The sequence below is a fragment of the Maribacter sp. Hel_I_7 genome (genome assembly GCF_000688315.1).
In the GTDB taxonomy this organism is placed as follows: domain Bacteria; phylum Bacteroidota; class Bacteroidia; order Flavobacteriales; family Flavobacteriaceae; genus Maribacter; species Maribacter stanieri.
In genome coordinates, this window is the sequence record NZ_JHZW01000003.1 from 364,405 (window position 1) to 388,731 (window position 24,327).

Below are 24,327 nucleotides of genomic sequence, written 5' to 3' on the forward strand. Positions count from 1 at the left end.
GGTAATTGTAATTTAAACCTGCTCATTGTCAGGTGGGTTAGAATTGATAATTTAATTTTAGGTATCCTTGAATTCCCGGCATCGTCGGGATATTGTTATCGGTATAGTCCAAAAGATTATTGGCACCTACCTGTAGTGTAAAGTTGTTGTAGAATGTTTTACTGGCTGCTGCATTTACGGTAACAAAGCCATCTATAAAACTGCTATCGTAATTATCTATGAGTCCGTTGCCATTGGTATCAAACTGCGCATACTTACTTCGGTACAGTAGGCGAATGTTTAGATTTGTTTGTGCAGCGGGTATATCATAGTAGATCTTAAAATTGGCATTGTGGCGAGATCTATTTACCAAACCAAAATAATCGGTCTGTGATAAGGCAATGGTCTGCCCATTATTAGGGTCGCGTACAAATACTTGGTTGTCTTTTATATCTTGTTTCTTCTGCTTGTCAAAAGCATACAATAATTGATAGCCAGCACTTATGTTTAGGTCATTAGTTAGTTTGTAGGCAGAATTAATTTCGAAACCCGTGGTGTATATTTCATCAAAATTGACATAGCTAAACACATTTTGTCCGTTTGTTTTTCTAGCAATAATGCGGGTGTCTATTAAGTTTTTAAAATCGTTTCTAAAGAAATTGACTTCTGTATTTCCACGACCGTGTTTTAGATTGAAGCCTAGGTTATATCCAATAGAGCTTTCTGCTTCTAAGGGTTTACTTAGGTCATCTTCGGTCACAACCACATTAAGAATTTGATCTTGCTCTTCTAGTTCTTTCAGTTTATCTAATGCTACGTTATACCCTAAAACCGTATAACCAACGGCGGAGTTTGTAAAATCAAAATACAGCTGTCTAAAATCTGGTGCTTTAAAACCGTAACCTATAGACCCTTTAATTGATAGGTTGTCGTTTAATTGATAGCGTAGTGCCAGTTTGGGACTAAATTGATTGTTGTATTCAGAGTGATTATCAAACCGGGCGCCTGCAATAACATTTAAGTTTTCTATTGGGTCAAAATCGTATTGCGCGTAGGCATACTGGGAGTTGAAGTTTACGGTTTTATCAAAGTAAGTTCTATCCAATTCATCTAATTGAAGACCAATACCAGCAGTTAAAGTTCCATTTTGGAATCCCGTTGTCTCTGTATTGTTTTCAGATGAAAATGTATAACTACCACGAACTTCTGGTCTAAATAATTTCTGGTTGAAATCACTATCACTTAAAATAGCTGTAGAGATAGGATCCGCCAATAATTCTGTAGCAATGTAATTAGTATAGTAAAGCTCGTAGGCCATGGTAAGATTTGGGGTCCATTTATGGTCTAATCTGGTATGCGCGTTCCATTCTCGTTCTTTAGTATCGCCTTGGTATTGAATGCTATCCAATGTAAAACCGGCATCTTGGTTTTGATCATAAAAACGCCCAGAGGCAAACAGCGATAAATTGTCATTAAAATCATAATACAATCGCCCGTTTAAGGTGTAGTTCGTAAACGGATTTACCGTATTGCCTTCAACATCTTCATTAAGATCATACCCATTGCTAGAGAACCTATTGGCAAAGAACCCATAACGAAATTTGTTAAATGCTTGTTTTACATCTAGGTTAATGTCTTGCTGAGAAAAGCTTCCAATTCTGTAAGATGCATTACCGGTCAACGCTTCTGTTTTTGGCTTTTCCGTAATTATATTGATGACTCCGCCTAAAGCTTCAGATCCATATAAACTGCTAGACGGACCTTTTACTACTTCTATCTGTTTGATGTTGCCCACGGTAAGCCTACTTAAATCAAAATTACCGGCACTTCTACCAACTAGGGGAACACCATCTATTAAAATAAGAATATAGTCTGATGCGATACCTTGAATCTGTACACCTTGAAACCCGCTTTCATCGGCTACGGTTATTATACCGGTCTGCTCATTCAATATTTCGTTTAAACGGATGCTACCGGATTTTATAATTTGTTTTTTACCCACTAAGGTTACTGGTAGGGGTAATGATGATAATTGGCGTTCTGTTCTTGTTGCGGTTATAATTACTTCATCTAGTTGCTGGGCAAGGATAGAATCAGTCGGATTTTCAACTCGGGTCTGTGCTATGGCAAAGTAAGATCCTATAAATAGTAAGCATGTGGTAAGTTGAAATCGCATTATTCTTATTTAGAATTATTCTTAATACGGAGCAAATATATAAACAATTCTTATTTAGAATAAATAAAAATAGTTATTTTTGGCCTCGAACCTAAAAATTAAATCATCAAGTAATGAGAACACCGATCACTATAGTAATGGCACTACTGGTTTCAATGAGTGCTTTTTCTCAAAAGGATAAAAAGAAAAAAGACCGCGAGGCTATAAAAAGCATGTGTGGTTGTTATGAAGTAACCTTCAATTTTGCAGAGACGTTTAATTATAGTTCAGATTCTTTGTATAAACCGTCTAAAACCAAAGTAGACAAAGGTCTAGAATGGGCAGAATTGGTAACAGATGAGAATGATAAAATTTCTATTCAGCATTTATTACAAGTAGGTAACCCAGCAGAGCCACATATAGTTAAACACTGGAGGCAAGATTGGTTATTTGAAAACACGGATCTATACTCTTACAATGCCAATAACAGTTGGACATTTGCCAAATTGCCAGCAAATGAGGTGAAAGGGCAGTGGACACAAAAAGTATATCAAGTAGATGACAGTCCTAGATATGAAGGTTCTTCTACTTGGGTTCATGTAGATGGTAAGAGCTATTGGGAGAATACTGCCGATGCTCCGTTGCCTAGACGTGAGTATACTACAAGAAGCGATTATAATTTAACCGTTCGTGGAAATAGACAAGAGATTACTGATTATGGTTGGTTGCATGATCAAGATAATACCAAAGTAATACGTGAAGATGGTAAGCCAGATGTTATCGTTGCTAAGGAAAAAGGATATAATACCTATGTAAAGGTTGATAATAGCAAATGTGCGGCTGCTGCTAATTGGTGGAAAGAACACACTGATAAATGGGCAATTGTACGAAGTAAATGGGATAATGTATACGGGCGTAACACTGATCTTTCTTTAGAAGAGAAGGTTGATAATAAAGTATTGTATAAATACCTTTTTGATGATTCTTATGATCAAGAAGGGGAAATTGAAGAAGTAATAGAATCATTTGTAAAGAAATAAGAATATGAAAACTGTAAAACTAATAGCCTTAACCGCACTGTTGTTTGTAAGCTTCACAGGTATTGCACAACAAAAGAATGAATTATTAAATCGCAAATTTTGGAAAAGCAATCCAGATGTTGCGGCCGTAAAACAAAAGATTGCAGAAGGAAACGATCCTACTTCGTTTGACGATAATGCTTTTGATGCTACTGCATTGGCAATTACCACGAAGGCAGATACCGAAGTGATAAAATACTTGCTTTCTTTAGAGGGTAATGGTGTAGATAAGAAAACCCATGACAGCCGTATTTATTTACACTGGGCAAGTTATTCTGGTGATGCCGAATTGGTTCAGTATTTATTAGATAACGGTGCTTCGGTAACCGCATTAGATAGCCACCGTTTTACACCTCTTGCTTTTGGAGCAAATGCCGGACTTACAAATCCTGCAATCTATTCTGCTTTTGAGAAAAAAGGCGTGAATTTGGCTGAAGAGAAAAATGACCACGGTGCCAATTTATTACTAATGGCCGCACCTTCATTAAAGAGTGAAAAAGAATTAAATTTCTTTACTGGCAAAGGTTTGGCTTTAGATAGTAAAGACAATGATGGTAACGGAATTTTCAATTATGCTTCTAAAAAAGGTAATATAGATTTTCTAAAATTACTTGTTGAGAAAGGGGTGGACTATAAAACACTGAACAATAATGGAGGTAATGCATTTATGTTTGCATCACAAGGTGGTCGTGGATTCAGTAATGGGTTACCGGTCTATACATACTTAAAAGGTCTAGGTTTGGAACCTAATATTGTTGAGAAAAATGGAAGTACTCCATTACACCGTTTAGCATTCAGTAATAAAGATGCTGCCATATTTGAACTTTTTTTGAATGCAGGCGCAGATGTTAATCAGGCAGATGAAAAGGGTAATACGCCATTCTTAAATGCTGCTACTAGAAATGAACTTGCCATGGTGCAATTATTATCTAAAGATGTAAAGGATATCAATACAGCTAATACTGATGGTGAAACAGCTTTAATGCTTGCTGCCCATGATAACAGTGTAGATGTAGTTGAGTTTTTATTGGAAAAAGGCGCGGACATTAATGCGCAAGATTCTAAGGGGAATACAGTTGCTTATTTCTTAGCAGAATCTTTCAGTAAAAGAAATGCAGATGCTTTTGATGCTAAGCTTGCTGTATTGAAAACAAAGGGATTAAAATTCAATACCGTTCAATCAGAAGGAAATACGCTGTACCATATCGCTGCTAGAAAGAACGATTTAGAATTGTTGAAAAGACTTTCTACTTTTGATATCGATGTAAATGCTAAGAATGATGAGGGCTTAACAGCTTTACATTTAGCGGCAATGAAAGCAGAGAATGATAAGATGCTTAAGTTTTTAATAGCTAACGGTGCAGATGCAAAGAGTAAAACCGATTTTGAAGAAACCGTGTACGATTTAGCAAGTGAAAACGAATTGTTACAGAAAGAAAACACGTCATTAAATTTTTTAAAGCAATAAAGAAACCTGCCTGGTTCATTTAATATGATCTGGTAAGAAAATAGATTACAGATGAAAAGAACATTAAAATTTATACCGGCAATTGTATTGATCGGTGTGTTACTAACAGCATTTACTCCCGTAGAAAAAACTGCGGTAAAATGTCTTATTCAATTAACTAATTATTCTGGTGAAGGTGCCTACCTTATTGTATCCATAGTTGATGCCGATAATGAATATGTAGAAACCTTATATGTTCAAGGTAAAGACAGTGAGTGGTATAGTGAAATTACAGAGTGGTGGAAATTCTATGGTAAAAATCGCCCTAATATTGATGCTATTTCTGGTGAAACCATAAGTGGTGGCGAGCGTGCTTTGTCCGTATTACAAATCCCAAATGATAAAATCGACAAAGGTTATAACCTACGTTTTGAAACCTCAGTTGAGGATCAAGGGTACTATGCAGATGATATTCAATTTGCTTTGACTACAGAGAATTTAAAAGCAAAAGTAGAGGGCAAAGGATTCATTCGTTACGTCCGCATGCTTCCTCAGTAATAAATTGTCCTAGAAGACGTCTTTGCGAGAAGCTTTTCGCGACGAAGCAATCTTCTTAATTTAGGTAGCTTGTGGTTTTTTTGGTTACCAAGAAGTAGATTACTTCATTGTATTCGTAATGACATTTTTAGTTAATACGTTTATTTTACAATCAGAGTGTTATTTCCAGAATGTCATTTTATGATGTTCTGGAATTTTTTAAAGTATATAGCAATACAAAATTACAGTACTACTTATGACGATTTCTATTTGGCGCTATAGTCATCTTACGCTTGCCTTAGTTTCTTCGCTATTCTTGATAGTTGCTTCTGTTACCGGCATCATTTTAGCCGTAGAACCAATTTCGCACCAAGCTAAGGGCTATGCCGTAGAAAATCTAGAAGAAGTCTCCTTGGCAACGACCATAGATGCCCTAAAGAATTCTTATGATGAGGTGTTAGGGTTGGAAGTAGAATCATCTGGGTTTGTTAAAGCTTCTGTGCTAACCATGGACATGGAGACTTTAGATGTGTACGTGAATCCTGCAACGGGTGAGCAATTGGGCAAGGTAGAAGAACGACCTTATATTTATACATTCGCCACCAACTTACACCGATCTCTTTTTCTTAAAAGTATAGGTAGGTTCTTTGTAGGTCTAATTTCATTACTCTTATTCATTATAGCTGTTACAGGCTTAATTTTGTTAGCGAAAAGACAAGGCGGATTTCTAAAGCTTTTTTCAAAAGTTCAGAAAGATTACTTTGAAATGCGATACCATGTCGTTTTAAGTAAATGGTTCTTTATTCCAATTTTAATCCTAGCACTTACGGGAGTTTATTTATCTGCAGAGAAATTCAACTTGTTACCTAATACCGTTGTAACGCAACAACAATCTGTTATTAATGATAACGCTGAGGTTTATGAAACCATTGGTGATATTCCTTTTTTTAAGGAAACAACCTTAGCTGAAATTCGTCAGGTAGAATTTCCGTTTTCCGATGACCCAGAGGAATATTACCTCATTGCCTTACAGAATAAGGAGGTTCAGGTAAATCAGCAAACAGGTGAAATTGTTAGTAGTGGTGACTATCCCTTTGTGACTTTAGCTTCGAGATTAAGTTTAGTGCTACATACTGGTGAGGGCAGTGTACTTTGGTCTATCATTCTATTGCTTGCTAGTGCGTCTATATTATTTTTTATGTATTCCGGTTTTGTAATGACCCTAAAGCGTAGAAAGAAAGGTAAGCGAATTGCTACAATGCCAAATAAGGATGAATGTGAGTTTGTCATATTGGTAGGGTCGGAGAGTGGTACTGCGTTTGACTTTGGGCAACGATTGTATAACGGATTGACAAAAGTTGGAAAGAACGTTTATTTGACGGAACTTAATACATACACCACGTACGCTAAGGCGACGAATATTATCGTATTTACTTCTACTTACGGTGAAGGAGAACCACCAACGAATGCCCGTAAATTTCCAGCAATATTTTCCACTATTAAACAACCGAATACGATTGATTTTTCAGTAATCGGTTTTGGCTCTTTAGATTATCCGGATTACTGCAAATTTGCAATTGATATTGATAAGCAAATTGCCGGTGCTTTAGATTTTAATAGACAATTGCCCTTATTTAAAATTAATAAAGCAGATTTTGAGTCTTTTGAACTTTGGATGATTCAATTTGGTAATCAAGTAGGATTTAATATTCCAATAGAGCGTCCTGTAGTTAATAAAAAGAAATATAAGAAAGTAGATTTTGAAGTTTTAGAACGAACGGAGCTAAATATTGATGATACTTTTTTGCTGAGGTTACAACCAAAAACTAATATTGAATTTACATCTGGAGATTTGTTGGCTGTATTCCCAAATGGAGATGAAACGGTAAGGCAGTATTCAATTGCTAGAATTGAAGACGATATTCTGTTAAGTGTTAAAAAACATGAATTAGGAAGAGGTTCTAATTTTCTCTTCGGATTAAAAGTTGGTGAAACTATAAGAGCTGCTATTGATAGTAATGAACATTTTCATTTACTCAAAAATGAAAAAAATGTAATTCTTATCTCAAATGGTACTGGTATAGCTCCGTTTTTAGGAATGATTTCAAAAAATACAACTCAGAATATCTCTTTGTTCTGGGGAGGGCGTAAAAAAGCCTCTATGGATGTTTATAATTCTATTTTAGAAAAAAACACATTAAATCATAAAAACATCAAGATATTTTCAACGTTCTCTAGAGAAGGCGAAAAGCAATATGTTCAAGATGTTATTAAAGAGCAAAAAGATTTGGTGCTACAAACAATTAACACTGGTGGCACCATTATGATTTGTGGTTCGTTGGCAATGCAACATGATGTTCTTGATGTATTCGAAAACATGCTCCAAGACAATGAACTCACAACTTTTGAGGCTTTCGAAAAAAGCGACCAGCTGAAGACAGATTGTTATTAGTCGTCCTTGCGAGGAGTTTTTCATGACGAAGCAATCTGTTGAATAGTGGCAGTATGTGAGTTCTTGGCTATCAATAAACAGATTACTTCACTACGTTCGTAATGACGTTTTGTATCGAAACCGTCATTGCGAGGAGTTTTTCAAGACGAAGCAATCTGCTGAATAGTGGCAGCATGTGAGTTCTTGACTATCAATAAACAGATTACTTCACTACGTTCGTAATGACGTTTTGTATCGAAACCGTCCTTGCGAGGAGTTTTTTATGACCAAGCAATCTGTTGAATAGTGGCAGCATGTGAGTTCTCGGCTACCAATAAAAAGATTACTTCACTACGTTCGTAATGACGTTTTGTATCGACACCGTCCTTGCGAGGAGTTTTTCGCGACGAAGCAATCTGCCTAATTTCTACACCAAGTTAGTTTTAGGTTAATAGGAGACAGATTACTTCACTACGTTCGTAATGAGATTTAATCCCAATTCATTTTTTGCAATCTAACTGCATTCAAAATTGCCAATAGCGCTACGCCCACATCTGCAAAAACAGCTTCCCACATAGTAGCTAAGCCTCCTGCTCCTAAGGCCAGAACAATTACTTTCACCCCAAAAGCCAAAGCAATATTTTGCCACACAATACTACGTGTAGAATTACCTATTTTAATAGCTGTGGCGATTTTAGAAGGTTGGTCGTTCTGTATAATAACATCGGCTGTTTCAATAGCTACATCGCTTCCTAGTCCGCCCATAGCAATACCTACATCACTTGCGGCAAGTACGGGTGCATCGTTTATTCCATCACCTACAAATGTTATCTTCATATTAGGCAGTTTCTTTAGTTTCTCAACTTCTTCTAATTTTTCTTCAGGTAACAATCCTCCTTTTGCCCAATCAATGCCCAATTGTTTTGCAACCTCTTGTGTGATGGAATCTTTATCCCCAGATAGCATAATAATTTTTGTGACTCCGGCAGCACGTATATTTCGAATTGCTTGTTGCGCATCTTCTTTCAATTCATCTGCAATGGTGACATAACCTGCAAATTTTCCATCTATCGCGACCAAAACAATAGATTCAACAATGGTGTCAGTTTCCTTAGGTACCTCAATTTGATTCGCCGTCATTAAGGCTTTGTTACCTACTAAGACAACTTTGCTATTTACGATACCTTTCAATCCTTTACCTGCAATTTCAGATACATCTGTTGCTTTATATGCTTCGCCTTCTGGTTTATATTCCAAAATAGCTTTGGCAATTGGGTGTGTAGATTGCGTTTCAATGGCGATCAAGTACTTCATGAATTCATCTTCGGTAAAGATCTGATCTTTAACAAGATCCTTTATCTTAAAAACACCTTTAGTTACGGTACCTGTTTTGTCCATGACCACTGTATTTACCTTGGTCATCGTATCTAAAAAGGATGCTCCTTTAAATAAAATACCATTTCTAGAAGCAGCTCCTAATCCGCCAAAATAACCCAAGGGAATAGAAATTACTAGGGCACATGGACAAGAAATCACCAAGAATATTAAGGCACGGTACAACCAGTCTTGAAACACATAATTTTCTACAATAAAGTATGGAAGAAAAGTGAGTGCAATAGCTAGGTAAGTGACAATAGGAGTATATACCTTGGCAAATTTTCTTATGAACAGTTCCGTTTTAGATTTTCGTGCAGTGGCATTCTGTACCATATCAAGAATACGTGCAATGGAACTGTCCTTAAAAGCCTTGGTCGTTTCAATTTCTATAACTCCGTCTAGATTTATACTACCAGCATATACGGATTCTCCTTTTTTAAGGGAATCAGGCTTGCTTTCACCTGTCAATGCAGCAGTATTGAAAGAACCTTTTTCTGAGCGTAATACGCCATCTAGCGGGACTTTTTCACCTACTCTAACTTGTATTTTTTCGCCAATTTCTACTTCTTCTGGAGATACGGCAACAAAGCTATGATCACGGTAAACCAAAGCTTGATCCGGTCGTAGATCAAGTAAAGCTTTAATATTGCCCTTAGCACGCTTAACAGCAGCACTTTGGAACAATTCACCAACACCGTAAAAGAGCATTACGGCAACTCCTTCAGGATATTCTCCAATACCGAAAGCGCCTATAGTTGCAATACCCATTAGAAAGAATTCCGTAAAAAAGTATCCTTTTCTTAAGCTTTCCCAACCTTCTTTTAAAACAGGTAAACCTACAGGAATATATGCTATGATGTACCAAGTTAAACGTATGTAACCATCAAAGAATGGAAACGACTTAAAATAGTCTAGAGCCATACCAATCATCAGCATTATAAAACTGATAATTGCAGGTAAGTATGTATTGATGGTGAAATTTTCGCCAGCTTCGTTGTGATTGTGCCCATCGTCATCATGGCAGTGTTCACAAGTGCTTTTGGAAGCGGTAAGGGATTTTAAATCTAATTTATTCTTTTTCATAATACCTGCAAGGTCTGAAAATGAATAGTGCAACAGAAGTGCATTTAATGCTCACTGCACAAATCGCAAATACCTTTAATAACCAAATTGGCATCTTCAGCGATATATCCTGATGGTAAATTAATATGCGGAATTTTATGTTCGGTCAAGCAAATCGTTTTGTCACATTGACTACAGTGAAAATGTAGGTGTAAATCTTGATCAATTTCGCAATTGCAACCAGGTTGACACAATGCGAATTTTGAAATATTTGTACCATCATCAATTTGATGTACAATACCTTTTTCTTCAAATGTTTTTAGTGTGCGATATAATGTTGTGCGTTCCGCTTTTTCAAAAGCATTTTCAATATCGGTTAACGCGACGGCAGTTTTTTTACCTGCCATAAATTTATAGATAAGTATGCGCATTGCAGTAGGGCGTACACTTTTGTTATCTAATGTTTTTTCTATTTCAGTCATGCAAAAAAGTAGTTTAAAAATACCTTTAACACTAATGTAATCAATGTTTTAGAAGATTTCAACTTGAGAGGATCTTTAACTTTAAATTAAGCAATTTAGTCTACTGAATAGAGGTCAATTTTTTGTTATAAAGTGCTGAAAATTCGAATAATAAGGTGATGAGGATTCAATTTTCGAGAATAAGGAGTTTCGGTTAGAAAATCGGTGAATTAAATATTTTTTTAACTAAAAAATGTAGGTGTTTTATCTGTGGTTGCTGCAATTTTCGAGTTGGTAGTTTGGGTTTTTGATGAAAGGTTAATGATCCTTCAGTCAGTAAGATAGCGGATTTTAATTGCAGGTGATCTTTAACGTTTTGACCTTTAATTATTGAAAAATAAAATGGTTTTGAAGTCTATTCCACATCGTATGCAATATGGAAAATAGCGTCGCCTTGATTCACAATTGGTGATTCGTTGATGCAAATTACATATCCGGTTTCTTTGGCTTTTATTTTCTTTTCAAAATACCCGAACGGACCAGAAATACTTCCGATTATTTCTCCTTTTTTTACTGCTTGACCGATTTTGATTGTTGGGTGAAACATACCCGAATGTTTTGCTCGAACCCATTTAGAGGCATGAACCAATTTAGGAACCGTTTCTTTTAATGCATAATGAGAAAGTTCTTCTTCGAAATTTCGCATGCCTAAATGATGCATCATTCTCAGCGCACCAACTATACCGGTATCGGTTATTTCGCTATCAATATGAAGTGATTTTCCGCCCTCGTATAACAGTACCTTTTTATCAAGTTGATGTAGCGTTTCACGAAACGATTTTTCTCTTCCGGCAGATTTTACAATGAATTCTGCACCAAATATTTTTGCTAACGCTAATCCGTCAACATCATCACTATCAATTCTAATCTGTGGTGCGTTAAAACGGCTGTCACCACCTGTATGGTAATCTATACAGTAATCTATAACTGGAGCGATATCTTTTACCAAATGATATGCAAAGCGGCTTGCTAACGATCCTCTTAAGCTGCCAGGGAAAACTCTGTTTAAATCTCGACCATCTGGAAATTGACGAGTCTGGTTCAAGAACCCGAATATGTTTACAACAGGAATACAGATAACCATACCACATTCTGGACGGTTGAATTTTTTGGATACTATTTGCCTAACAATTTCGACACCGTTGATTTCATTACCGTGAATACCACCAGTAATTAATAGGGTAGGACCATCCTTTTTACCACGCTGTACAATCACCGGAACTTCAATTTTGGTTCTGGTGTGTAACTTTGCAATGTCTAAATTTAATTGGGCGCCTTTGCCTTTTTGTATAGTCTCCCCTAAAACGGTATATTTTTTATTGAACATTTCTGTTGGCGTAAGTTTATTTTTTTCTGTATAACTTAAATAGTTCCAATTTGTTATATCTCAAAGGGCGAAATTAGTGTATAAATTACTAGTTTTATTGTAAAAAGAAACACGAATATCGGAATCATTAGGACTCTGTTATTCGTGTTAAAAAGAAAATTGATGTGTTTATGAATTATAAACTATAAGGAGAAATAGTTTTAATATGTCCGTCTGCTTGGTGCTCTAATTCCACCATTTTTACAGATCGTAAATGGGTTACGCCTTTAGAAAGACTACTATCATGATAGAATAAATAGAATTTATCTTCTACTTGGCAAATAGAGTGATGTGATGTCCAACCTACTACTGGTTCTAAAATTCTACCACCGTAAGTAAAAGGTCCGTATGGGTTGTCGCCAATAGCATAGCAAATAAAATGCGTATCGCCTGTGGAATATGAAAAATAATATTTGCCATTATACTTGTGCATCCATGATGCTTCAAAGAATCTACGGTCATTATCGCCCTCTAATAAAAGTTCGCCATTCTCATCAAGAATCTTGATTTCTTTGGGTTCTTCTGAAAATTCCAGTAAATCATCGGTCATCTTTGCGACGATAGGTAATAGCGCAGGCTCATTAGGCTTTGGGAGTTCGTTATTTGAGTTATATACATTGTTACGGTATTTCTGTAACTGTCCGCCCCAAATGCCTCCAAAGTACATGTAATAGCTTCCGTCTTCATCTTCAAAAACTGCTGGGTCAATGGTATAACTTCCTTTTATAGCTTCTGATTCTGGGGTAAATGGTCCTGTAGGACTATCGGAAACAGCGACACCTATTTGGAAAATTCCATCTGCTTTTTTAGCAGGAAAGTATAAGTAGTATTTTCCGTTTTTATGCGCGGCATCTGGAGCCCACATCTGTTTTTCTGCCCATGCAACATCTTTTACATGAAGTGCAACACCATGGTCTGTGGCTTCACCATTTTCGCTATCTACGGAAATAACATGATAATCTTCCATAGCGAAATGACTTCCTAAATCATCAAAAGGAATATTAGATTCTATATCATGAGAAGGATATATATAAATTTTTCCGTCAAAATAATGTGCAGAAGGATCTGCGGTATAAATATGGCTAACTAAAGGTTGTGAAACTGCCTTTTCGTTCAGTTTATCAAAATCAATGTGGTCAATGCTATCTTCTGGCATACTTAAGCTTTTCTTCTAGTTATTAAATCTTGTTCTATTTGAGTTTCCATTTTTTTATTTATTTCATAGAGAAATAATAAAGCTATTGCTACGAAAAAGGAAACTGCAGGATATATGCTTACCAGCATTTTTGTTCCTTGTATGGCGCTTTCTGGTTGTATGATCGCATCTGTAGCTGCAAATTTCTTAGGTATATAGTCATAGATTCCTAATATCCAAGTAACTAAAGAGCTACCAATGGTTAAGCCCAATTTAAGACCTATCATCATTGCAGAAAATATAATTGCCGTTGCGCGTCTGTTATTTTTCCATTCAGAGTAATCTGCTACATCTGCAATCATTGCCCATAGTAATGGGATGGTGATACCGTAAAAGAACCCGTGTAAAATTTGAGATAAGAACATTAGCTCTACAGAGGTTGGCGCAAAAAAGTAAAAAATTGCAATGAAAATAGTAGAGACAAATAGCGCTGCACCAAAAACATCTCGTTTACCATATTTATCCGCCAAGCCTTTGGATAAGGATATACCAACGATCATAAATATTATACCACCGGCATTGAACAGACCAAAACCTGCAGAAATTGGGTTGTCACCAAAGAAATCTACTCCTATACTGTTAAGTCCATTTAAAATAGGACCTATAAATTCTGCCAAACTTGTAGCATCTACATAGTTTTCAAAATAGTAAACATAAGAACCACCTTTCATCGCTAATGTGATAAAAACCAAAGTGGTTAATACCAACATGATGATCCAAGGCTTGTTCTTTACCAAATCACCTAAATCTTCTTTGAAGCTAGATTTTTGTTCTATGGTGGGTATGACTCTCTCTTTGGTTGTAAAAAAGGTGATTAACAGCATTATCGTTCCTATAATTGCCAAATAGGTCATTACAATTTCAATACCTACCGCTTTGTCTCCGCCTCCTGCATATTGAATGATAGGCAACATGAATACTTGTACAAAGAATTGAGCGAACATTACCGCCACAAAACGGTATGATGAAATACTATTACGCTCTTTCATACTACCTGTAATTACACCACTTAAAGCAGCATACGGTAAGTTGTTGGCAGCATATAATAATAAGAGTAGGGTATAGGTTACCGCAGCATAGACTACTTTGCCAGAATAGTCAAAATTGGGAGTACTGAAAGCTAATAGAGCGACAACACCTAAAGGAATGGATGTAAACAAAATCCAAGGTCTAAATTTACCCCACTTACTTCTGGTTCTGTCTGCCAAGGCACCTACAATAGGGTTAAAGGCAAATGCAGCGACCATACCGACAACAAATATTATTAACGAGGCGTCGTTGGTTTCTAGACCGTAAATATCGGTATAGAAATAAGCTAGGTAGGTAACTAAGGTCTGGAAGACCAAATTGGCGGATAAGTCTCCTAAAGAATACCCTATTTTCTCCTTAAGAGATATTTTATGATCGTTGTTCATTTTGTGGTATTTGGTTCGTTTTATTAAAGTGCACTATCTTTTGCAACTTCGAGTACGCTGTAATAAGCTGGTTTTCTGATATATTCCCGGTCAAATAATAATGGGTAATTAGTTCTCTCTTCTATTGGCCAACTGTTTAACCATGATACACCGTCATTAATGCCCCAAAAAGTAACCCTGCTAATTTTATCGCTGTGTTTTTTAAATAAGCTGAAGATGTCTTTATAACGTTGGGCTAATTGCGTATTAACAGAGTCTGGTAATTCTTTAGTATAGGGATTCATGTGTTCGCTACCTTCAAAGTTCTGACTTACTTCGGCACCTTCTAAGTCCCATGGATTTGGTAGTACCGTGATATCAAATTCCGTAATCATTACTTGAATGCCTAAATCTGAATACTCCAATATACTTGTTTCAATTTCCTCTAATGTGGGATCTTCTAAACCCCAATGTGCTTGCATTCCAATACCATCAATTCTAGCGCCGCTTGCTTGTATGTCCTTAACCAACTTAATTGCACCTGCTCTTTTTTCTTGGCGGGTCATGTTATAATCATTGTAATAGAGCTCCGCCTTAGGGTCGGCTTCTTCTGCCCATTTGAAAGAATTGATCAAATAATCTGGTCCTAGTTGTTTTAGAAATAATGAATTTCTTAAGGTACCATCTTCGTTTAGCGCTTCGTTTACAACATCCCAGCCATGTATTTTCCCCGAGTATCTAGCAGCAACAGTTTGAACATGGTTTTTTAAACTAGCGGATAGTTCTTCTTTTGACTCTATTTTTTCCACCCAGCCTGCAAGTTGACTATGCCAAACAAGGTTATGCCCTATAAAAGCAATATCATTTTTGGTGCTAAAATCTATATACTTATCTGCGGTCTCAAATTCAAACTTTCCCTGCTCTGGTTCCATATACATCCACTTCATTGAATTTTCTGGTGTAATGGTGTTGTATTCTGTTAGTACAATTTGTTCGCCAAGACTATCTTTTTTTGATACAAGATTGTCGTTAACCGCGCTACCAATTAAAAAATTACTTTTAAACGACTCCTTAAGTGTGGGTTCTTTTTGAACCTCAGGAGTTGTCTTTTTTTCTCCACAGCCAATCATTAAAATTGAGGCAAGTATTAAAGTAAATTTAATGCATGTTTTATGTTTAGACCTTAAATTTCTTTTCATAATTTTTGTTGTTGTTTTTTGATTTTAGTAGGGGCTTAAAAATACAATCTTGAACTAGTTTGCATTGTAATATTTGATGCATTAGATAGGAATCTTGTTGCATCATGGGATAGTGCGGTGGTCTAATTTGAATTTTAAGTAGATTCGGCTTTAAAAAATTAAGGAATTGACAATTAATAGCCTAAGCGAAAATCATATTCTTACTTGCTATGAATTCCCTTTTAATTCTGTTGGTAGTATGCCAAACTCATTCTTAAAACATTTGCTAAAGTAAGATGCGGATGAGAATCCAACTTTAAAACCAACCTCACTAATAGATTCACTTCCGCTCTCTATCATTTGTTTGGCTTTTTTAAGTCTAATTTTTCTGATGAGTTCAGTGGCGGTCATCCCAGTAATGGCCTTTATTTTTCTATACAATTGACTTCTGCTTAAAGACATGTCATCAGCTAAATGTTCAACGTTTAAATCTGGCTCCCCTAGATTTTCGTTTACATAATCTAGCACTTTTTGCATAAAAGTTTTATCTAAACTGGTTGTGTTTTCAAGAAGGGTTATTTTATTTTCCTCATTAATATTCTTCTCTATAAATTGTTGTCGCGTTTCTATTAATCGCTTTATATATGATCTTAATAATTTCATTTCAAAAGGCTTATTAAGATATGCGTCTGCACCAGAATCTATGCCTTTTATTTTATCGCTGCTCATTGCTTTAGCGGTAAGCATTAAAACAGGGATATGACTCGTTTTTAAATTTTCTTTAATATGGGTACAGAATTCAAAACCATCCATTTCTGGCATAATAACATCAGAAATTATTAAATCTGGAATTCCCTTAAGTGCCATTTGTAAACCGGTTTTCCCATTTTCAGCTTCTACAACAGTATAATCTGTTCTAAGTTTATTTTTTAAATAATTTCTAAGTTCAATATTGTCTTCCACTACCAAAATGGTCTTTTTGTTTTCAATATCCAGATTACTTATTGCATTGATTTTTTGGTCTACTTCTAGATGTTCCTCTTTAATATCTAGGTTTAAAACTTTACCTGAAGGAATGGATATTTCTGAAGAGTGAAAATGGTCTTTCCCCAATGGAAATAACAATGTAAATTTTGTACCTTGATTAACTTCGCTACTTACTTCTACGATGCCTTTATGCATCTGTACAAAACTTTGTACCAACTCAAGACCAATACCTGTACCTGAGCCGCCAAAATAATGCTGACTTTTATTTGTTGCTTGATAGAATCTTTTGAAAATATGTTCAATATCATCTTTGTTAATACCTGAACCTGTGTCTTCAATACTAATTTCTAATGCGTTATGCATTTTAGAATCATCTAGTAAGGGGAAAACTACTTTGTTTTTATGGGAATAAATTCCTAACGTGATTACACCACTTTCTGGTGTTGCCTTAAATGAATTGGACAACAAGTTGAAAATGACTTTTTCCAATAATCCTGGATCTCCCCAAAAATCCATTTCGTTATTGTCATCTGTTTCTGTGGTAAGTAGTATGTTCTTTTCAAAAGCCTCTTCTTCAAAGTGCTTGGCAATTTCCTTAACAAATTTATAAGCATCTATTTTTGAAGTATTTAATGTCATTTTATGAATATGGAGTTTTCTAAAATCCATTAATTCATCAATAAGGGTTTTAAGTCTTTGGGCATTTCTGTAGATGATTCTATGCTTTTCTTTTAACCCTTTATTTAGTTTGTAACTATTAGTCTCCATAATATCCATAATAGGATTCATGATAAGGGTGAGGGGAGTCCTGAATTCATGTGAAATATTAGTGAAAAATTGAATCTTCTTTTCGTTTAAAACTTCTTCTTGTTGCCGTTGTGATCTTTCTAACTGAATGATTTGTCTTTCTTCTCTTCGCTTACTCAGTATCCAATTAACTAATAAAATAAGACTAACAAATGCGATCATATAACCAATTATTGCCCATGTTGTAGCCCACCATGGCGCAAGTATCGTAATGGGTAATTCTAATGAGTTTTCTGTCCAAACACCATCATTATTGGAGGCTTTTACATGAAAAATATAATCACCAGGACTTAGATTGGTATAGGTGGCGGTTCTTGTATTACCCACATAGTTCCAGTTATTTTCTAAACCTTCCAGATAGTATGCATAATTATTGTTATTTGCTCTAGTGTAATTTATGGCAGCAAATTCTATTGTAAATACATATTGATTTGGTTTCAGCGTTACATGTTCTACTTCTGAAATGTTCTTTTGTATTGGAGAATCTTGTTCATTTGGTTTTACTGATTTGTTGAATAATTTAAAATCAGTAAAATAAACTTTAGGTTTATTTTCATTTTTAATAATATTATTCGGGTCGAAATAATCTATACCCTCATAATTACCAAAATATAACACTCCATCTTTATCTTTTGTAACAGCATTATAATTGAAGTTGTTTGCTAGTAAGCCATCATTTTTATTGTAATTGTTAATTTCATAAGAAGCGGTGTTTAGCATGGATAACCCTGTATCTCCACTTACCCAAATATTGTTGTTCTCATCTTCTATAATTGAAGATATATTTTCTAGATTAAGACCATTATCAGTATTGAACCATTTTACCTTGTTAGCATTGGTGTTTATTTTGCATATACCCTTGCCATATGTTCCAAGCCAAATATTGTGATTGTGATCTTCAAATAAAGCTCTAGAATTAATGTTGTTTTGTACTTCGTCTGAATTTGTAATAATCTCCTTGAAAACTTCTGTTTTGTATGTGTTTTTTTCACTTAAGTGCGTTTTAATGAGTCCGTTAGGGCTGCCTATCCAAATATGATCTTTATGGTCTATTAGTACAGTACGTATATGTCTTTCTTTGCCTAATGACTTATTGAATGTGGCATTGGCATGGTTATTTATAATTTGAGACTTAGGATCAAAAGAGTGTAATCCTCCAAAAAAAGTTGATATCCATATATTACCATTAGAATCTTCGGCAAAACCAGTAACGCTGTTAGAAGATAGCGCACCTTGTGTATTCTCAATATTGTAGTTGATTATTTTGGACCTGTTTTTAGGTAGATAGTATATGCCTGAACTCCATGTTCCTGCCCAAATATTTTCATTTCTATCTATAAATAGGGTTTGAATATCTAAATTTTCAAGTGCCTTGTAGTTTTTGTTTTTATCGTTAGATAAATGGGTAAATTCTTGTGTTTCGGGATTATATTTATCTATACCGCCACCATCAATACCTATCCAAAAATTATTTTCATTGTCTTGAACTATTCCGGTTACAGATGGCGATTGGAGGGAGTTTACACTATATGGCAAGCTTTGAAGATGCGAGAATTTATCATATAACTTATCAAAGACTCCAATACCTTTATTATAATACCCTAACCATATTCTCTCTTGGTCATCTACAAAAACGGACCAAATGGAATTTGAACGAATACTATTGGGGTCAAACTTATCATAGGTATAATTGTAGATGGTATTACCATTACTATCAACAACAAAAACCCCATCATTTTCAGTGGCGCAAATAATAGTATCATCTTTTAGTTTTTTGATATCAAATATTCGCTTATCGGTAAATGCAAATTGCTCTGAATAATACGAGCCTTCTTCTTGTTTTTTGAGTTTTAAAAGTCCCTTGGTATAAGTTCCCGCCCAAATAGTGTTGTCTGCATCTATTAATAAAGATTGTATCGCAAAAGAGTCACTATTTAACTCCGTATTAATCTGTTGCTTACTTAATACTTTTTTATCTGCATTATAGATGAACAACCCTAAATTAGAGCCAATCATCATATTACCATCTGGTAAGGGAATTATTGCGTTTATTACTGATTTAGAACCTTTAGATGAAGAATCGTCTTTGATTTCTTGTGCTATTAAAGATTTTTCGTCTAGAATAAATAAACCATGGGCTTGTGTACCAATAAACAAATTACCATTGCCGTCTTCATTTATAGAAAATATAGGTACGTTGTCTATGGTAGGATTAGCTTTTTCGCTTGTAATTCTTTCAAATATATCAAGAGTGCTATTGTATCGGTTTAATCCTTCTTGAGTACCTACCCAAATATTTTTATTAGAATCTAAAAAGATGGTGTTGATTATAGAACTATTAATTGAAGTACTATCGTTCGGGTTATGTTTAAAGGCTTTTAAATCGGTGCCATTATAATTATATAGTCCTTCACCATATGTTGCTATCCATATTAAACCATCGTTATCTTGGAGTATTTCCGTGATGGCACTTTTGGGGATGCCATCATCAATAGTCACAAAATTATACCTATCCGATATCGTTTGGGCATTACCCGAAAAAGTTAATGCTATGAATAGGAGTAGAGTTAATATGTTGAGTAAGGTGTACTTCATAATAAACTAAAAATGTTTATCTAGTAGGTGCTAGTTTATGCTTTATATTATAGAGATGCTTTTATTTAATTCCAACTTGGTTTAATACCTGGTGCAAATGGAAATTTAAGCGATTGATAATATTCTAAGGAATGGGCCGGTTTTTCTACACCTTTAGGTAATGGTAAATTTGAAAAAGTTTGAAAATATAATAAACAGGCGTCTCGCCACCATTTAGCTTCCTTAAGTTGAATTTGTAGAAGCATATGAACTTCATTAAATTGTTCTTCATTTAAAAATGGTTTTGCTGCTTCCCAAGTTTTGATCATATCATCAACTTGATCAACTCCTTCTTGATATTTTAAAGCTATTCCGTCCCAGAGAATTTCACCATTATTCAGCTTGTAATCCCAAGGTAAATGATGAAACCATAGCAAATATTCTTCAGGAATCGTATTGGTATTACTATACGCTTTTTCTAAAAAGGGAGCGTATTGTTCTAGAGCATTACTACCTGAAGTAGTACGGTCAAAACCAATACCGTTTTTATCTGCATTATGATAGTATACAGGGTTCCAATCTGGCCTACCCAAATCATCTACCCAAGGTCCTGGTCCGTAATGGTGACCGGTATCAAAAATGTGATGCAGTCCTAAGGGGTTCATATAATTTACAACAGCCTCGCGAGATGTTAACATCATTTTTTTAATAGGTTCAACAAAGGCTTTGTCATTAGTATATGTGGTGCGTATCCATTCATCTGCAATTTGCCCTGAGTTTAGATTAGGGTCCCATGCTAAACGTCCAAAACCATACCAATTAGCTTGTGCAAAAGGGTGGCCTGTCCAATTTAAATCGGTTCCAATATTCGCTACACCAGCCATAGTGGTAAGTTTGTTTCCGTATAAGCTACCATCTATAATTTTAGCAATAGTGGATTCTGTTCCTTTTTGATAGGTATCTATATCTAAAATTTCTTCAAATAGTTTAGGTAAGAATACTAGGTGTGTACTAAACCCTAAATATTCTTGGGTGATTTGGAATTCAATGGCTAGAGGGGTTTTCTTGTAAGCACCAAACATTGGATGAAAAGGCTCTCTAGGTTGAAAATCTATTGGTCCGTTTTTAACTTGAACGATCACATTGTCCTTAAAACTACCATCATAGGGCAAGAACTCGTCATATGCTTGTTTGGCTCTATCGGTATCATCATGTTCAGAATATACAAAGGCACGCCAAATTATATTTCCTCCAAACGGCTTTAAAGCGGTTGCCATCATATTGGCCCCATCTACATGGTTGCGCCCGTAATTTTGCGGACCAGGTTGCCCTTCGGAATTTGCTTTGACCAAGAAACCACCAAAATCAGGAATACGCTTGTAAATTTCAGCTGCTTTATTTGACCACCATTCTTGCACGTTCTTGTCTAATGGATCGGCAGTTTCTAAATTTCCTATTTCAATTGGGGCCGAAAAACGAGCGGTTAAATATACCTGTATGCCATAATTTCTAAACACATTGGCTAAAGCTTCAACTTTTTCTAAATACATAGGAGTTAATACCAAGGCATTCGCATTAACATTAGTAAGTACTGTAGCATTTATGCCAATTGATGCATTGGCTCTGGCGTAGTCAATATAACGCGGGTCTATATATTCTGGTAATTTCTGCCAATTCCATAAAGAAAATCCTGCATAACCACGTTCAACACTACGATCTAAATTGTCCCAATGATTCAACATTCTCAACTGAATTTTAGGGCTATCCACAATAGTTTTGGCTGATATATTTTCATGCATTTGCATTTCCCGCAAAAACCTAAATGTTCCATACAATAATCCAATCTCTTCTTTTGAAGTTATTATGGTAAGTGGGGTATTGTTTCGTGAAATTGATTGTATTATAAAGCCTTCCTTATCTATGTTTTCTATATTTTTTTTAACGGCTAATTTTAAATCTTCTGGAAGATTATTGAATACATCAATAATTAATGTGGTTTCGCTAGTAATACTACTTTCATAGTTTACCTGTGTACCTAACATTTGAGGTAATGCCAATGATAATTCTCTCTTAGCATTTTTAATTACATCATCTATGTTTGCTATATATACTGCGTTTGTTGTTTTTGAATACGCTTGTGATAAATCGTGATTTTCTATTTTATTATATTTCAACCAAAGTTTGTAATCATTAAGATTCTGACTTTGGGCAACAAGGCTTAAAAAGGAAATTAATATGAATACGGTTTTATGTTTCATGAATTATTGGTTTTTAGGCACATTACCTTTAAACTTAAGAATTATTTTGTTCAAAAGCAGTTTGCCAATGTGGTCTAGCAATTTGGTTGATCATTTGTAAATACCATGTAATTAAATCGATATCGCTGTTTGTTGTGAAACCACTAGGGGCAGGAGCTTAATGCTGTTAAAATTAGAGCCTTAAAATAATTACGATAACCTTTTCGTCAATTCCACTTTGTACGTTATAATAAGTAATTGTTTAGGTATTAAATGGTGGGGTAATTCTAATACGTTTGATTAATAACCATAACTTTTTCTGCTTGGCTATCAAAAAAATTGGAAGTGTATTTCAAAATCTTTTAAATGAATTTCATAGATGTTAGTTTTTAGATTCTAAAAAAAAGTAAACTTAATATTAATTAAAAAAGCAGCATGCTTTCACATGCTGCCTTAATCAAACTAAACTAACTCAATATTAAAATTTTAGTACCCAGGATTTTGGTCTGCTGCACTTAAGTTTTCGTTAGATGTTATTTCTCTATCTGGTATTGGCCATAGTTCGTTTTTACCAGCTTGGAAGTTTGTTCCTGCCAATTCTGTAGAAGTCAGGTTCCATCTTAAAATATCGTTGAAACGAACTTGCTCTCCAGCTAACTCAACTTTTCTTTCATGAACGATAGCTTCAAAAACAGCTGTTTTAGATAGACCGTAAGCTAAACCGTCAAGACTAGCTCTTTCACGAACTTCATTGATTAAATTAATAGCATTATCTTGTGTGCCTACTTCATTTTCGCATTCAGCCATCATTAATAATACATCGGCATATCGTAAATATTTAAAGTTAATGCCAGACTCTTGGTCTTCATTTGCATCTTTGTAGTAATTCTGATATTTTTTCCAAGCAACTTCTCTTTCTAATGGAATGTAAACTTCACCTTCAGGTATTACGTTTGGTGCTGGACCCGTTTTAACAGTGCCAATAGCAGATTCTGAACCTTCATAATAAAAATTGCCATTATATCTTAAATCACCGTCTTCAAATTCATTTTTTAAATCATCAGAAGGGTAGACGTTAAACCAATCATTAAAACCATATTCTTGACCTCTAAATGTTGCCTCATTAGGACCTGCCCCTGTTACAGAAGAATCCCATTTTGCACTAGCTCCTAAAGCATCATCATATTCAATTTCAAAAATTGATTCTATTCCGTGTTCAGTCTCTTCTTTGAAATTATCGAAATAGTCTGGCTCTAACGCGTAGCCAGTTAATTTTTTAAATTCAGCTAAGGCAAGTGCATGCTCGCCTCTATAAAGGTATACTTTACCTAAAAGTGCAATTGCCGCACCTTTTGTAGCCCTACCGTTAGCTTCTTCACTCTTATCAAGTAAACTTGCAGATGCAGACTGTAAGTCAGAAATGATCAAAGCGTAAACGTCATCAGCAGAAGATTTAGCAATACCTTCTGTGGTAGTAGGTATTTCTGTAATCAAAGGCATATCACCAAATCTAGTTACCAGTAAAAAATTATATAAAGCCCTTAAAAATTTAGCTTCACCTAAAAATTTTTGTTTGGTAGCTTGACTTACTACAGATTCATCTATAGCATTGATTCTCTCTTCGTTTCCGATAACAAAATTTGCTTTATTGATCCCTCTATAGCAACTCTCCCAATAATCTGCTATTGGCCCATGACTTGAGTCAAAAGAAAAATCTAGGTATTGTTTTTTGTCTGCTTCCAATTGTGGGTTACCTGCATTCTCATGAGACATATTATCTTGAGAAAAGAAGATGTGCCTAGAGTACAAACCTCTTGTTTGTAAGTTTGCATATGCTGCGTTTACGGCAGACTGCACTTGTGCTTCTGTCTTAAAAAATGTCTCTGGAGATAATCCGTTAGGATTAACTAACTCCAAGTCATTTTCGCTACACCCATTTATGATCACCATTGCGGTGAAGAGCGTAAACATTGAAAAAATTATTTTTGTTGTTTTCATATT

The 24,327-nt window shown here is 35.2% G+C and carries 14 protein-coding genes; 4 read left to right on the forward strand and 10 right to left on the reverse strand.

Annotated features, from left to right (window positions below; all coding sequences use genetic code 11):
* Nucleotides 1-37: 37 nt before the first annotated feature.
* Entirely contained in the window at nucleotides 38-2,155 is a 2,118-nt protein-coding gene (locus P178_RS0113260; RefSeq protein ID WP_027066660.1) for a TonB-dependent receptor plug domain-containing protein, read from the reverse strand.
* A gap of 113 nt (nucleotides 2,156-2,268) precedes the next feature.
* Here P178_RS0113260 and P178_RS0113265 point away from each other — a divergent pair, with 113 nt between their 5' ends.
* From P178_RS0113265 to P178_RS0113280, 4 genes are all read left to right on the forward strand, one after another.
* Complete coding sequence (locus P178_RS0113265; RefSeq protein ID WP_027066661.1) at nucleotides 2,269-3,174, forward strand: DUF6607 family protein; 906 nt, start codon at nucleotides 2,269-2,271, stop codon at nucleotides 3,172-3,174.
* 4 nt (nucleotides 3,175-3,178) lie between these two features.
* On the forward strand, nucleotides 3,179-4,681 hold the full coding sequence (locus P178_RS0113270; protein ID WP_027066662.1) for an ankyrin repeat domain-containing protein: 1,503 nt from the start codon (nucleotides 3,179-3,181) through the stop codon (nucleotides 4,679-4,681).
* A gap of 51 nt (nucleotides 4,682-4,732) precedes the next feature.
* Nucleotides 4,733-5,218, forward strand: coding sequence for a DUF2271 domain-containing protein (locus P178_RS0113275; RefSeq protein ID WP_027066663.1), 486 nt, complete (start codon nucleotides 4,733-4,735; stop codon nucleotides 5,216-5,218).
* 235 nt (nucleotides 5,219-5,453) lie between these two features.
* On the forward strand, nucleotides 5,454-7,649 hold the full coding sequence (locus P178_RS0113280) for a PepSY domain-containing protein (RefSeq protein WP_027066664.1): 2,196 nt from the start codon (nucleotides 5,454-5,456) through the stop codon (nucleotides 7,647-7,649).
* 468 nt (nucleotides 7,650-8,117) lie between these two features.
* On the opposite strand, the gene P178_RS0113285 is transcribed toward P178_RS0113280, so the two are convergent.
* From P178_RS0113285 to P178_RS0113325, 9 genes are all read right to left on the reverse strand, one after another.
* The gene (locus P178_RS0113285) at nucleotides 8,118-10,088 is read right to left on the reverse strand and encodes a heavy metal translocating P-type ATPase (RefSeq protein WP_027066665.1); all 1,971 of its coding nucleotides are present in this window, start codon (nucleotides 10,086-10,088) and stop codon (nucleotides 8,118-8,120) included.
* 44 nt (nucleotides 10,089-10,132) lie between these two features.
* The gene (locus P178_RS0113290; protein ID WP_027066666.1) at nucleotides 10,133-10,549 is read right to left on the reverse strand and encodes a Fur family transcriptional regulator; all 417 of its coding nucleotides are present in this window, start codon (nucleotides 10,547-10,549) and stop codon (nucleotides 10,133-10,135) included.
* Nucleotides 10,550-10,943: 394 nt separating this feature from the next.
* Entirely contained in the window at nucleotides 10,944-11,915 is a 972-nt protein-coding gene (locus P178_RS0113295; protein WP_027066667.1) for a succinylglutamate desuccinylase/aspartoacylase family protein, read from the reverse strand.
* A gap of 175 nt (nucleotides 11,916-12,090) precedes the next feature.
* Nucleotides 12,091-13,110, reverse strand: a complete 1,020-nt coding sequence (locus tag P178_RS0113300; protein WP_027066668.1) for a glycoside hydrolase family 43 protein — start codon at nucleotides 13,108-13,110, stop codon at nucleotides 12,091-12,093.
* Between the two features lie 2 nt (nucleotides 13,111-13,112).
* Complete coding sequence (locus P178_RS0113305) at nucleotides 13,113-14,564, reverse strand: MFS transporter (protein ID WP_027066669.1); 1,452 nt, start codon at nucleotides 14,562-14,564, stop codon at nucleotides 13,113-13,115.
* 23 nt (nucleotides 14,565-14,587) lie between these two features.
* A complete protein-coding gene (locus tag P178_RS0113310; protein ID WP_051638302.1) occupies nucleotides 14,588-15,742 on the reverse strand; it encodes an endo-1,4-beta-xylanase in 1,155 nt (384 codons plus the stop codon).
* 207 nt (nucleotides 15,743-15,949) lie between these two features.
* Nucleotides 15,950-20,110: a two-component regulator propeller domain-containing protein gene (locus P178_RS0113315; protein ID WP_027066671.1), complete on the reverse strand. Its 4,161-nt coding sequence runs from the start codon at nucleotides 20,108-20,110 to the stop codon at nucleotides 15,950-15,952.
* A gap of 65 nt (nucleotides 20,111-20,175) precedes the next feature.
* The gene (locus tag P178_RS0113320; protein ID WP_027066672.1) at nucleotides 20,176-22,347 is read right to left on the reverse strand and encodes an alpha-glucuronidase family glycosyl hydrolase; all 2,172 of its coding nucleotides are present in this window, start codon (nucleotides 22,345-22,347) and stop codon (nucleotides 20,176-20,178) included.
* 465 nt (nucleotides 22,348-22,812) lie between these two features.
* Nucleotides 22,813-24,324 carry a RagB/SusD family nutrient uptake outer membrane protein gene (locus P178_RS0113325; RefSeq protein WP_027066673.1) on the reverse strand — a complete coding sequence of 504 codons (1,512 nt, stop codon included), beginning with the start codon at nucleotides 24,322-24,324 and terminating at the stop codon, nucleotides 22,813-22,815.
* Between the last annotated feature and the right edge of the window lie 3 nt (nucleotides 24,325-24,327).